This window comes from Rhodococcus sp. 2G (assembly GCF_001886355.1).
Lineage (GTDB): Bacteria > Actinomycetota > Actinomycetes > Mycobacteriales > Mycobacteriaceae > Rhodococcus > Rhodococcus pyridinivorans.
In genome coordinates this window covers 1,516,500-1,529,984 of record NZ_CP018063.1, presented here as the reverse complement: position 1 = coordinate 1,529,984, position 13,485 = coordinate 1,516,500, and the positions used below count along the sequence as shown (strand labels likewise).

Below are 13,485 nucleotides of genomic sequence, written 5' to 3'. Positions count from 1 at the left end.
AACTCGTGAGATCCTCGGCGGGGCACGATCGCCCGAAGGACTGAAGATCCACGAGAGCGTCGAGCTCCGGGAGGACGGTCTGGCGACCCGGCTACGGAATCCGCACTGGGTCGATCCGGAGTGGTACACGCCGAAGCGCTACGACCTCGAGGTATCCGGCCATACGAACCGCCGGACCGCGCCGCTCCGCCCCCATCGGAGGTCTCGGCGCACCGGGGTCGGTCACAACTCCCGTGGACGCGACAGCTCCGCCGACCTCGCCCTGAGGTGGCGCCGCTCGGGTTCGGTACCGGCGAGCTCGAGCGCCCGCCGATACGCTTCGGCCGCTTCACCTTTCCGGCCGACCCGAGCCAGCAACTCGGCTCGTGCCACCACGTACGGTCCGTAGTCGCGGATACTCGGCTCGTCGGCGAGTCCGTCGAGGAGTTCGAGTCCGGCCGCGGGCCCGTCGCGCATCGCGACCGCCACGGCGCGGTTCAGTGCGACGATCGGTGACGGGCTCAGGGCGGTCAGTACGTCGTAGAGGGCGACGATCTGCGGCCAGTCGGTGCTGTCGACGTCGCTCGCCTCGTCGTGCAACGCGGCTATCGCGGCCTGCACCCCGTACGGGCCGGGTGGTCGTCCGGTGAGTGCGGCGACCACCAATGCGCTGCCCTCCTCGATCATCGCGCGGTCCCATCGGGTGCGGTCCTGCACGTCGAGCAGCATGACGGCGCCGGTCGGGTCGGTGCGTGCGTCCCGGCGGGCATGGACGAGCAGCATCAGCGCGAGCAACCCGCTCACCTCCCGTTCCGTCGGCATCAGACGGTGCAGGATGCGGGTGAGGCGGACCGCCTCCTCTGCGAGGGCAAGGCGTTGCAGATGTTCACCGCTGCTCGCGGCATAGCCCTCGGTGAAGATCGAGTACAGCGCCGCGAGCACCACCGGCAGGCGCTCCGGCAGCTCGTCCGTTCCGGGTACCCGGAACGGGATGCGGGCACCGCGGATCTTCTTCTTGGCCCGCACGATCCGCTGGGCCATCGTCGGTGACGGGACGAGGAAGGCCCGCGCGACCTCGTTCGTCGTGAGACCACCGAGGCAGCGCAGGATCAGCGCGACGCGGTCGTCCGCCGCGAGGGCGGGGTGGGCGCACGTGAAGAACAGTTCGAGGCGGTCGTCCGTCAGTTCTCCGGCATCGGGCGGTTCGTACGACGCGCGACGTTCGGTGTCGACGGCGAGTTCCGCCAGTCGCGTCGCATACACGCGGTCGCGGCGCACCCGATCCAGCGCTCGGCGCCTGGCCGTGGTGAGCAGCCAAGCGCCCGGACGCTCGGGCACACCGTCGACCGGCCAGTGCACGAGCGCCGCCTCGAGTGCCTCCGATGCGACCTCCTCGGCGAGGTCGAGGTCGCCGAAGCGATGGACGAGCGCGGCGAGGAGCCGGCCGTGTTCCTCGCGGAACACCGACTCGACGGCCGAGGCCGGCTCCCCCATCGCTCAGTCCCCGAAGTCGGCGATCGGCCGCACGACGACCGTGCCGCCGTCCCGCGATCCGGGACAGCGTGCCGCCCAGTCGAGTGCCTCGTCGAGGCTGCCGACGTCGATGACGTCGTATCCGCCGAGCACCTCGCGGCTCTCGCCGAACGGTCCGTCGGTCACCGTGCGTCGTCCGTCCGCGTCGACCTGCACGGTCGTCGCGGTGACGAGATCCTGCAGGGCGTGCCCGGACACGAGGACACCCGCGTCGCGCATCGCCTTCTCGTAGTCCTGCCAGTCCTCGACGGTGCAGGTGGCCTCGTCGGTCGTGGATGCGTAGATCAACAGCATGTACTTCATGGCGGTCGCTCCCGTCTGTGTGGTGTTCGTCCTACACCATCACGACGAACGGACACCTGCCGGATCGACGCCCGACGAGAAATTTTTTCTAACCGCTGTTGCGCAACGCCGTGGCGAGACCGTTCATCGTGATCTGGATACCGCGCCGGACACGGTCGGTGTCCTCACCGGCACGGAACCGGCGCAGCAACTCGACCTGCAGGTGGTTGAGCGGTTCGAGATACGGGAACCGGTTGTGCAGCGACCGCTCGAGCGCCGGATTATCCGCGACGAGCGAGTCGTAGCCCGTGATCTGCCGGTAGGCGTCGACTGTACGGGCGTGCTCGTCGACGATGCTGCCGAACACCCGCTCGCGCAGTTCGGTGTCCTCGACGAGTTCGGAGTACCGGGCGGCCAGGCCGAGATCGGACTTGGCGAGCACCTGCGCCATGTTCGACAGCACCGAACGGAAGAACGGCCAGCGACGGTAGAGATCCTGCAGGGTCGCCAACCGGTCCGGATCACCGGCCACCCAGTCCTGCACGGCCGTTCCCGTGCCGTACCAGCCGGGGAGCATCACGCGGCTCTGGGTCCACGAGAGCACCCACGGGATGGCCCGCAGGTCGCTGATCGCCTTCGTCTGCTTGCGGGAGGCAGGACGGCTGCCGATGTTGAGGGCACCGATCTCCGAGACCGGCGTCGCGGTGGTGAAGTACTCGACGAATCCCGGTGTCTCGTGCACGAGCCGGCTGTACGCGGCGCGAGCGAGGTCGGCAAGTTCGTCGAGGATGCGGTAGGCCTCCGGCGCGTCCTTCCCGAGGCCTTCGACATCGAGCAAGCTCGACTCGAGGGTCGCCGAGACGAGCGCCTCGAGGTTGCGGCGGGCGAGCACCGGTTCGCGGTACTTCGCGGCGATGACCTCGCCCTGCTCGGTCAGACGCAACGAGCCCTGGACCGCGCCGGGAGGCTGGGCCAGGATGGCGTCGTAACTCGGTCCGCCACCGCGACCGACGGTGCCGCCGCGACCGTGGAACAGGCGCAGCCGGATCCCGGCGGTGCGCGCCGCCTCGACGAGATCGAGTTCCGCGCGGTAGAGCGCCCAGTTGGCGGTGAGATAACCGCCATCCTTGTTGGAATCGGAGTAGCCGAGCATGATCTCCTGCAGTCCGTCGTGTCCGTCGACGAGGCTGCGGAACTCGGGCACGGCGAGGGCGGCGGTCAGCGTGGCGGCACCGCCGCGCAGGTCGTCGATCGTCTCGAACAGCGGGATGACCTGCACCGTGCTGCGCGGATAGCCGCGGTCGAGGTCGAGCAGCCCGACCTCCTTGAGCAGGACCTCGACCTCGAGCAGGTCGGACACCGAGGTGCACATGCTGATGATGTAGTGCTCGATGGCGGCCGGTCCGATGCGACGGACCACGTCGGCGGCAGCACGCAGGATGCCCAGTTCCTTGGCTGTCTCGTCCGACAGGTGGGCGTCGGGGGTGGTGAGCGGGCGGCGGATCCGCAACTCCGCGGTGAGCAGCGCGACCTTGTCGTCCTCCGGCAGGTCGCGGTAGCGGTCGGTCACTCCCGCCCAGGAGAGCAGTTCGGCGACGACGTTCTCGTGGACCTCGGAATTCTGACGCAGGTCGAGTGGCGCGAGGTGGAAGCCGAAGACCTCGACTGCGCTGCGCAGGTGCGCGAGTCGATCGTCGGCGATCACGGTCGCTCCGCCGGCGCGCAGCGAGGCGTCGACGATGTTCAGGTCGGTGTGCAGGCGGGCCGGGGTGGCATAGGGCTCGCACGGGATACGCACCGTGTGGGGCAGACCCACGCCGGGCAGCAGCCTGTCCGCGGTGGCGGTGAGGCGAGCGCGGATACCGTGTACGGCGCGTCGGTACGGCTCGTCGCTGTGGGCGGGATTGTCGTCGCCCGAGTCGTCGGCGAGCTTTTTCAGGGCGCTGCTGATGGTCGCGGTGCGTTCGGACATCGACAGTTCGCGTTCGAGCGCGGCGAGTTCGGTGAGGTGATGTCGCAGCGCGGTCTCACAGGCGCGATTCGCGGCCGTGGTGACGACCTCGCCGTCGACGTTGGGGTTGCCGTCGCGGTCGCCGCCGATCCAGGTTCCCGGCCGGACCAGCGGTTCGGTGAGCACCGCCGCGTCGGGCCAGCGTCGCCGGAGTTCGCGTCGCACTTCGGCGTTGAGGGCGGGAACGACGTCGAACAGTGCGAGGTCGTAGTAGCGCAGACCGTTGTCGACCTCGTCGATGATCCTCAGGCGCGCGAGCCGGATGAGCGCGGTGTCCCAGAGGGTCAGGATGTGCCGGTACAGGGCGCGGTCGATTTCCTCGAGCGCGGCGGGTTCGTCGGTCCTCTCCCGGCGCCGCATGAGTTCGGTGACGGCGGTCTGGACGTCGAAGACGGTGCGTCGGCGGGTCTCGGTGGGATGAGCGGTGATGACGGGGGCGACGAGAGCCGACGCGAGCGCGTCGGTCACGGTGTCGGCATCGAGGCCCGGACCGGCGGCGTCGAGCTTGGCGTAGGTGGCGGCGAGGCTGCTGTCCTGCGGTGGGTCGCCTGCGCGCACGTGCAGGGCTCGACGTCGTTCGCGGTGCAGATCCTCGGCGAGATTGGCGAGCAGACCGAAATGGCTGAACGCCCGGGCGACAGGAATCAGGTCGTCGGTGGCGACGCCGGCGAAGCGTTCGGCGAGTTCGGTGCGGTCGATCTCGGAGCGCCGGATCCGGAAACTCTCCACCCGGGCCGATTCGACCAGGTCGAAGGTCTCGGGTCCTGCCTGCTCACGGATGACGTTGCCGAGGATGCCGCCGAGCAGGCGGATGTCCTCGCGGAGGGGTTCGGTAGCAGAGGCAGGCACAGTGTCCGTCATACGGCCAGTATCTGTGCCCGGCGGCCGGGGCGCGACCGCGGCAGCGTCCGTGCACGTGCGGGGATCAGCTGAACTTGATCTGCAGTCCGATGCCGAGGATCGAGATCACCCAGATGATGCCGGTGAAGACGGTGAGACGGTCGAGGTTCTTCTCCGCCACCGTCGAGCCCGAGAGATTGGACTGGACTCCGCCACCGAACAGGCTGGACAGACCACCGCCCTTACCGCGGTGCAGCAGCACCAGCAGGATGAGCAACAGGCTCGTGACGATCAGGAGGATGTCCAGGAACAGTTCCATGTCGGTGTTCGATGTCCTTCGGATGGTGGGCGACGTCGGCGTCAGCTTACCCGCTCGTCCTGTGGGGACGCTGCGGGTGTGCCGGGGACGCCGGGTGGGCGAAATGCGGGCGGGGTGCAGCATCTCGTCGAGATCCTGCACCCCGCCCGATGCCGGTCGCTCTAGAGGAGCGGACCGCCTGCGGCGATCGCCGACAGCTGAGCGAATTCGTCGGCCTTGAGGGAAGCGCCTCCCACGAGGCCGCCGTCGACGTCGCTCTGAGCGATGAGCTCACCGACGTTCTTGGCGTTGACCGACCCGCCGTACAGGACTCGGACCGACGCCGCGACCTCGGGCGAGGCCAGTTCGGCGAGGGTACTTCGCACCGCGGCGCACACCTCCTGCGCGTCGGCCGCCGAAGCGACCTTGCCCGTGCCGATGGCCCAGACCGGCTCGTACGCGACGACGATCTTTGCGATCTCGTCGGCGGACAGGCCGGCGAGCGAGTTCTTCAACTGCTCGACGTTGTACTCGACGTGGTTGCCGGCTTCGCGGACGTCGAGTCCTTCGCCGATGCACACGATCGGAGTGAGACCGTGCCGCAGCGCGGCCTTGGTCTTGTCGCGGACGATCTCGTCGGTCTCACCGTGCAGGGTGCGACGCTCGGAGTGCCCGACGATCACGTAGGTGCAGCCGAGCTTCGCGAGCATCGCGCCGGAGATCTCGCCGGTGTAGGCGCCGGAGTCGTGGACCGAGATGTCCTGGGCTCCGTAGGTGATGCCGAGCTTGTCGCCCTCGACGAGGGTCTGCACCGAGCGGATGCCGGTGAACGGCGGGATGACCGTCACGTCGACCTTCTCGAGGTACTTCTCGGGAAGGGTGAACGCGATCTTCTGCACCAGGGCGATGGCCTCGAGGTGGTTGAGGTTCATCTTCCAGTTGCCCGCGATGAGCGGTGTCCGTGCCATGACCGTCAGCCCTCCAGAACTGCGATGCCGGGCAGTTCCTTGCCCTCGAGGTACTCGAGGGAGGCGCCACCACCGGTGGAGATGTGGGAGAAGCGGTCCTCACCGAGTCCGAGCGACCGCACGGCCGCAGCGGAGTCGCCGCCACCGACGACGCTGAACGCGCCCTTGCCGGTGGCCTCGATGATCGCTTCCGCTACACCCTTCGTGCCCGCCGCGAAGTTCTCGAACTCGAACACGCCCATCGGGCCGTTCCAGAACACCGTCTTCGCCGAGCCGAGGAGCGAGGCGAAGCGCCGCACGGACTCCGGTCCGATGTCGAGGCCCATCCATCCGTCGGGGATGGAGTCGGCCGCGACGGTCTGCGACTGTGCGTCGGCCGCGAACTTGTCGGCCACCACCACGTCCTGAGGGATGTGGATGACGTCGCCGAAGCGTTCGAGCAGTTGCTTGCAGGTGTCGATCATCGACTCCTCGAGCAGCGACGTGCCGACCGAGTAGCCCTGTGCCGCAAGGAAGGTGAAGCACATGCCGCCACCGATTACGAGCGTGTCGACCTTGGGCGCGAGCGCCTCGATGACCCCGAGCTTGTCGGAGACCTTCGAGCCGCCGAGCACCACGGCGTACGGACGCTCGGTGTCGGTGGTGAGCTTGGCGAGCACGTCGACCTCGGCCGCGACGAGACCACCCGCGTAGTGCGGGAGCAGCGTCGCGACGTCGTAGACCGACGCCTGCTTGCGGTGCACGACACCGAAGCCGTCGGAGACGAATGCGCCGTCGTCGCCGACGAGCTCGACGAGCTCACGGGCGAAGGCGAGCCGCTCGGCATCGTCCTTGCTGGTCTCGCGAGCGTCGAAGCGGACGTTCTCGAGCAGGAGGATGTCGCCGTCGGTCAGCCCTTCGGAACGCGCCAGCGCATCCTGGCCGACGACGTCGGAGGCGAGCTGGACGTTGCGGTCGAGCACCTCACCGAGTTTCGCTGCGACGGGCGCGAGCGAGTACTTCGGATCCGGCTCGCCCTTGGGGCGGCCGAGGTGCGCGGTCACGACGACCTTGGCCCCGGCCTCCGCGAGCGTGCGGATGGTGGGCGCGGACGCGAGGATGCGGCCGGCGTCGGTGATCGTGTCGCCGTCGAGCGGGACGTTGAGGTCGGAGCGCACGAGTACGCCCCGACCCTCCACACCTGCGTCGAGCAGATCCTCGAGGGTCTGAACTGCCACTGTTCAAATGTCCTGTTCTACGAGTTTCAAAGAGACTTGCCGACGAGACCGACGAGGTCGGCAAGACGATTCGAGTAGCCCCACTCGTTGTCGTACCACGAGACGACCTTGACCTGCTCGTCGATGACCTTGGTCAGAGGCGCGTCGAAGATCGACGAGTGCGGGTCGGTGACGATGTCCGAGGACACGATCGGATCGGTGTTGTACTTCAGGATGCCCTTCAGCGGACCCTCCGCGGCAGCCTTCAGTGCGGCGTTGACCTCATCGGCGGTGGCCTTCTTGGTGAGGGTCGCGGTGAGGTCGGTGACCGAGCCGGTCGGGACCGGGACGCGCAGCGCGTAGCCGTCGAGCTTGCCGAGCAGCTCGGGGAGCACGAGGCCGATGGCCTTGGCGGCGCCTGTGCCGGTGGGGACGATGTTCAGGGCGGCAGCGCGGGCGCGACGCAGATCCTTGTGCGGTCCATCCTGCAGGTTCTGGTCCTGGGTGTACGCGTGGATCGTGGTCATCAGGCCCTTCTCGATGCCGAACTCGTCGTTCAGCACCTTGGCGAGGGGGCCGAGGCAGTTCGTGGTGCACGAGGCGTTGGAGATGATGTTCTGCGTGCCGTCGTACTTGTCGTGGTTGACGCCCATGACGATGGTGATGTCCTCGTCGGTGGCAGGCGCCGAGATGATGACCTTCTTGGCGCCGGCGTCGATGTGCCCCTTCGCCTTGGCGGCGTTGGTGAAGATGCCGGTGGACTCGACGACGACGTCGACACCGAGGTCGCCCCACGGAAGAGCGGAGGGGCCCTCCTTGATCGAGAGGGCCTTGATCTTCCGATCGCCGACGACGATGTCGTCGCCCTCGACATGCACGTCCTTGTCGAGGCGCCCCAGGATCGAGTCGTACTTCAGGAGCGTCGCGAGGGTGTCGTTGTCGGTGAGGTCGTTGACGGCAACGATCTCGATGTCGGTGGTGCCGAGTGCCTTCTGTGCCTCGACCGCCCGGAAGAAGTTGCGCCCGATGCGTCCGAATCCGTTCACGCCTACGCGGACAGTCACAATGAAGCTCCTTTGCCCAGTATTCCGATGGTCGTACTTGTGTGACCTTCACCCTAGTGGGGTTCGGTCGTACTGTGGGGAGCCGCCCGGCCGTGGCGCGAACTCCCTTGCAAGCCTGCCCCGCTATGCCTCGTCCAGCAACTCAGCGGTGACGGCCGACTCCGTATCGGGGATCCCGAGTTCCTTCGCGCGACGATCCGCCATCGACAGCAGGCGGCGGATCCGTCCCGCGACGGCGTCCTTGGTCATCGGCGGATCGGCGAGCTGGCCGAGCTCCTCGAGGGACGCCTGACGGTGCTGCACGCGCAGCGCGCCGGCGGCAGCGAGGTGGTCGGGCACGTCGGCGCCGAGGATCGCCAGCGCCCGCTCGACCCGCGCGGCGGCCGCCACGGCGGCGCGTGCGGACCGGCGCAGATTGGCGTCGTCGAAGTTGGCGAGGCGGTTCGCGGTCGCCCGCACCTCCCGGCGCATGCGGCGCTCCTCCCAGACCAGCCGGGTGTCCTGCGCGCCCATGTGGGTGAGCAGCGCGCCGATGGCCTCGCCGTCGCGGATCACCACCCGGTCGGCGCCGCGCACCTCACGCGCCTTGGCAGTGACGCCGAGCCGGCGGGCGGCGCCGACGAGCGCGAGGGCGGCCTCCGGGCCGGGGCAGCTCACCTCGAGCGCCGAGGAACGGCCCGGTTCGGTGAGCGAGCCGTGGGCGAGAAACGCCCCGCGCCACGCCGCGGCGGAGTCGGAGACGCTGCCGCCGACCACCTGTGCCGGCAGTCCGCGCACCGGTCGTCCGCGACCGTCGAGCAGACCGGTGCGGCGGGCCAGCGCCTCACCGTCCTTCCCGACACGGACGATGTACCGGGAGCTCTTGCGCAGACCACCCGCACCGAGCACCTGAATCTCCGCGGGATAGCTGTAGAGCTCGAAGATCTCGCGGCGGAGGCGACGTGCGATCGATCCGAGGTCGACCTCGGCCTCGACGACCACTCGCCCGGCGACGATGTGCAATCCCCCGGCGAAGCGCAGGAGGGCGGACACCTCGGCCTTGCGGTTGCTGATCCTGGTGACCGACAACCTGCTCAGCTCGTCCTTGACCTCCGCTGTCATTGCCACGAGACGCTCTCCCTCCCACCCCCGCGCGTGGCACGGACTCCACCGCGCGAGGACAGACATGTTTCCAGTGCCCCCGCCAACTTGGCGGGGTCGTGTCGATGCGTACCGGTCTCGGCGACGTCGACGAACGAGACGTCCGCTCCGAATCGGGCCGCGGACCGGCTCAGGTGCTCGCGCTCGCGTCCTTCCGGTACCGAGGCAGCATCCACGACGACGTGGTCGACACGGAAATCGGGGGCGTGCTGGGCGAGAACGTGCAGGTGGCGTTCCGCGGAGAAGCCTGCGGTCTCCCCCGGTTCCGCCGCGAGGTTGAGCACGAGGACCTTGAGCGCCGTCGTGTGGACCAGCGCCTCGTGCAGGTCCGGGACGAGCACGTGCGGGATGACGCTCGAGAACCAGGATCCCGGGCCGAGCACCACGAGATCGGCCTCGCACACCGCGTCGAGCGAAGGCGGGCAGGCCGGCGGATCGGCGGGAATCAGCCGGACCCGGCGCACCTTGCCCGGGGTGGTCGCCACCGCGACCTGCCCCCGGATGCAGCGGCTCACCCGCGGGTCGGATTCGAGTCCCGACACGTCGGCCTCGATGTCGAGCGGGATCGGCGACATGGGCAGCACACGGCCGCGCACGTCGAGGACGCGGGCGAGCATGTCGAGGGCGGTGACGGTGTCGCCCGCGACCTCGGCGAGCCCGGCGAGGATCAAGTTGCCGACCGAGTGCCCGGCGAGGGCGCCCGTGCCCCCGAAGCGGTGTTGGACGGTCTCGGTCCACACCCGGACCTCGTCGTCGCGACCGGCGAGCGCTGCGAGCGCCATGCGCAGGTCGCCGGGTGGGACGACGCCGAGTTCGGCGCGCAGCCGTCCCGAGGACCCTCCGTCATCGGCGACGGTCACCACGGCGGTGACCCGGTCGGTGAGGCGCCGGACGGCACTGAGCGTCGCGTACAGGCCGTGTCCGCCACCGAGAGCAGTGATCGCGGGGCCGGGCACCGCCCCGGAGCTCGGAGCGCTCTCGGAGTACGGCGTGCTGTCGGAGTCGGGAGTCTCGGCGGCGGTCACTCGCGCCCCAGATCCCGGTGCACCACGTTCACCGTCAGATCCGGTGCCTGCTCGAGGCGTGCAGCGAGGGCCTCGGCCATCGCCACGCTCCGGTGTTTCCCTCCGGTGCAGCCCACTGCAATCGTCATGTAGCGCTTCCCCTCCCGACGGTAACCGGCGGTCGTCAGATCGAGCAGCCGGTGATAGGTGGCGAGATAGTCCTCGGCACCGTCGCGGGAGAGTACATAGTCGCGCACCGCCGCGTCCTGCCCGGTGTGCGGCCGCAATTCGGCGATCCAGTGGGGGTTCGGCAGGAACCGCACGTCGCACACGACGTCGGAGTCCATGGGCAGGCCGTACTTGAAGCCGAACGACTCCACGGTCACCCGGATGGTGTCGGATGTGGCGTCGCCGAAGGCCGCCTCGATCTTGCGACGCAGATCGGGCCCGGACAGCGCGGACGTGTCGATGACGAGGTCGGCCGCGGCCTTCACGGGAGCGAGCTGCTCGCGTTCGACGGCGATGCCGTCGGTGAGCGTGCGATCGGCCGTGTCGGACTGCAGCGGATGACTGCGGCGTACCTGCTCGAACCGCCGGACGAGCACCGAGTCGGCCGCTTCGAGGAACAGCACCCGGGTGTTGACCGGGCGGGCCGCCAGATCGGTGACGACGCGTTCGAGGTCGCCGGTGAACAACCGGCTGCGCACGTCCATCACCACGGCGAGACGTTGCAGCGGAGGTTCGGCCTGCACCGCGAGATCGATCATCGACAGCACCAACTGGGGCGGGAGGTTCTCCGCGACGTACCACCCGAGATCCTCGAGGGCGGTCGCCGCAGTACTCAGTCCGGCTCCGGACAGTCCGGTGACGACGATGACCTCGGCCTGCGCCGGCCGTTCACCGTCGACACCCTGTTCCGAACCGTCCGCCATCCCCGGGATCCGACCCACTTCGGTCACTGTTCCGACTCCGCTCGTACTCCCGACACGCCGACGGAGCCATCATCGCCTACGGGCGTGTCGCCCGCATCCGCGGCCGTCGGGTCACCCGCAGGTGCCGCAGCCGGATCGCTCGCATCCGCGACGGTCGGGGCGTCGGTGTCCTGCGGCGACTCGGCCGGAGCCGGTACGTCGCCCCGCAGCGCCTCGAGGACGGCTTTCGCCGTGGCCTGCCCGATCCCGGGCACCGCGGTGATCTCCTCGACGCTCGCCTCGCGTAGCCGCGCGACCGACCCGAAGTGGGTGACGAGCGCCTTGCGTCGGGTGTCGCCGAGACCACGAACCCCGTCGAGAGCGGAGGCGGTCATGCGCTTGGACCGCTTGCTGCGGTGGTAGGTGATCGCGAAACGGTGTGCCTCGTCGCGGATACGCTGCAGCAGGTACAGCGACTCGCTGGTGCGCGGAAGGATCACCGGGTCCTCCTCCCCCGGCACCCACACCTCCTCGAGACGCTTCGCGAGCCCGACGACCGCGACATCCGTGATACCGAGTTCGTCGAGAACCTCGGCCGCGGCCGCGACCTGCGGCGCACCACCGTCGACGACGAACAGGTTCGGCGGGTAGGCGAACCTGCGCGGACGGCCCGTCGCCGGGTCCAGTGCTGCTTCGGGCGCGAGGTCCCCGCCGTCGCCACCCTCCGGAACGGATCCGTCCGAATCGGCCTGTCGGGCGAGGTCGCGGTTGTGGCGGAGGAAACGCCGGCGGGTGACCTCGGCGATCGAGGCGACGTCGTCGGAGTGCCCGTCGCCCGCGGCGTGCTTGATGGCGTAGTGCCGGTAGTCGGACTTGCGGGGCAGTCCGTCCTCGAAGACGACCAGCGATGCGACGACGTCGGTGCCCTGCACGTGGCTGATGTCGACACACTCGATACGCAGCGGCGCCGAGTCGAGGTCGAGGGCGTCCTGGATACCCTGCAACGCCGCCGATCGGGCATTGAAGTCGCCCGCGCGCCGCAGCTTGTGCTGGGCAAGTGCTTCCTTGGCGTTGCGTTCGACCGTGTCGGCCAGTGCCTTCTTGTCGCCGCGCTGCGGGATGCGCAGACGCACGGGACCGCCGCGCAGACGCCCGAGCCAGCGGCTCATCTCATCCGGGTCGGGCGGCAGGGCGGGGACGAGCACCTCGCGCGGCACGGCACTGGTGGCGTCCGCGTCGTCGGTGCCGAGCGCGGCCTCCTCGCCGTAGAACTGGGTGAGGAACTGTTCGACGAGCAGCGAGAGTTCTTCGGCGTCGTCGGTCCCCTCGGCGGCCTCGACGCCTTCGATGTCGCGGTCCTCGGGACGGTCGAGCACGTCGCCGGACTTCTCGACGACCCAGCCGCGTTGACCCCGCACCCGACCGCCGCGCACGTGAAAGACCTGGACGGCCACCTCGAGGTCGTCGCCGGCGAACGCCACGAGGTCGGCGTCGGTACCGTCGCCGAGCACGACGGCCTGCTTCTCGAGTGCCTTGCGCAGTGCCCCGAGATCGTCGCGCAGGCGGGCTGCGGTCTCGAAGTCGAGTTCCTCCGCGGCGGCCTGCATCCGCTTCTCGACATCGCGGACGAGTTTGTCGGTGCGACCGGCGAGGAAGTCGCAGAAGTCCTCGACGATGCGGCGGTGTTCGTCGGCGGAGACGCGTCCGACACACGGCGCGGAGCATTTGTCGATGTAGCCGAGCAGGCACGGGCGGCCGATCTGCGCGTGCCGCTTGAAGACCCCGGCCGAGCACGTGCGCGACGGGAACACCCGCAGCAACAGGTCGAGGGTCTCGCGGATCGCCCAGGCATGCGAGTAGGGACCGAAATAGCGCACGCCCTTGCGGCGCGGCCCCCGGTAGACGAACAGACGGGGGTATTCCTCGTTCAACGTGACCGCGAGCATCGGGTACGTCTTGTCGTCGCGGTAGCGGACGTTGAACCGCGGATCGAACTCCTTGATCCAGTTGTACTCGAGTTGGAGTGCCTCGACCTCGGTGCGCACCACCGTCCACTCGACCCGGCCCGCCGTGGTCACCATCTGACGGGTGCGCGGATGCAGCGAGGCGATGTCGGCGAAGTACGAGTTCAGGCGGGACCGGAGATTCTTCGCCTTGCCGACGTAGACGACCCGGCCGTGCGGGTCGCGGAACTTGTAGACCCCCGGCTCCGTGGGAATGGAACCGGGGGCTGGGCGATATGTCGAGGGGTCGGGCACA

11 protein-coding genes are annotated in these 13,485 nt (G+C 69.0%); all 11 read right to left on the bottom strand.

Features of this window, described 5'->3' with window-relative positions; genetic code table 11:
• Positions 1-222 precede the first annotated feature (222 nt).
• A complete protein-coding gene (locus BO226_RS07220; RefSeq protein ID WP_071934893.1) occupies positions 223-1,473 on the bottom strand; it encodes an RNA polymerase sigma factor in 1,251 nt (416 codons plus the stop codon).
• A gap of 3 nt (positions 1,474-1,476) precedes the next feature.
• A complete protein-coding gene (locus BO226_RS07215) occupies positions 1,477-1,815 on the bottom strand; it encodes a YciI family protein (protein WP_019289286.1) in 339 nt (112 codons plus the stop codon).
• Positions 1,816-1,903: 88 nt separating this feature from the next.
• The gene (gene ppc / locus BO226_RS07210; RefSeq protein WP_071934892.1) at positions 1,904-4,666 is read right to left on the bottom strand and encodes a phosphoenolpyruvate carboxylase; all 2,763 of its coding nucleotides are present in this window, start codon (positions 4,664-4,666) and stop codon (positions 1,904-1,906) included.
• A 64-nt stretch (positions 4,667-4,730) separates the two neighbouring features.
• Complete coding sequence (gene secG, locus BO226_RS07205; RefSeq protein WP_006551479.1) at positions 4,731-4,964, bottom strand: preprotein translocase subunit SecG; 234 nt, start codon at positions 4,962-4,964, stop codon at positions 4,731-4,733.
• 161 nt (positions 4,965-5,125) lie between these two features.
• Positions 5,126-5,911, bottom strand: a complete 786-nt coding sequence (gene tpiA, locus BO226_RS07200) for a triose-phosphate isomerase (RefSeq protein ID WP_064256299.1) — start codon at positions 5,909-5,911, stop codon at positions 5,126-5,128.
• A 5-nt stretch (positions 5,912-5,916) separates the two neighbouring features.
• Complete coding sequence (locus BO226_RS07195; RefSeq protein ID WP_006551477.1) at positions 5,917-7,128, bottom strand: phosphoglycerate kinase; 1,212 nt, start codon at positions 7,126-7,128, stop codon at positions 5,917-5,919.
• A gap of 26 nt (positions 7,129-7,154) precedes the next feature.
• Entirely contained in the window at positions 7,155-8,171 is a 1,017-nt protein-coding gene (gene gap, locus BO226_RS07190) for a type I glyceraldehyde-3-phosphate dehydrogenase (protein WP_006551476.1), read from the bottom strand.
• Positions 8,172-8,294: 123 nt separating this feature from the next.
• A complete protein-coding gene (whiA, locus tag BO226_RS07185) occupies positions 8,295-9,278 on the bottom strand; it encodes a DNA-binding protein WhiA (protein WP_006551475.1) in 984 nt (327 codons plus the stop codon).
• Positions 9,269-10,336, bottom strand: coding sequence for a gluconeogenesis factor YvcK family protein (locus BO226_RS07180; protein ID WP_071934891.1), 1,068 nt, complete (start codon positions 10,334-10,336; stop codon positions 9,269-9,271). The genes whiA and BO226_RS07180 overlap by 10 nt, the downstream gene beginning before the upstream one ends.
• Positions 10,333-11,247, bottom strand: a complete 915-nt coding sequence (gene rapZ / locus BO226_RS07175; RefSeq protein WP_006551473.1) for an RNase adapter RapZ — start codon at positions 11,245-11,247, stop codon at positions 10,333-10,335. Before rapZ ends, BO226_RS07180 begins: the two co-directional genes overlap by 4 nt.
• Positions 11,248-11,270: 23 nt before the next feature.
• Positions 11,271-13,484 (bottom strand): excinuclease ABC subunit UvrC, encoded by a 2,214-nt coding sequence (uvrC, locus tag BO226_RS07170; RefSeq protein ID WP_064256301.1) that lies wholly within the window; start codon positions 13,482-13,484, stop codon positions 11,271-11,273.
• Position 13,485: the final 1 nt, after the last annotated feature.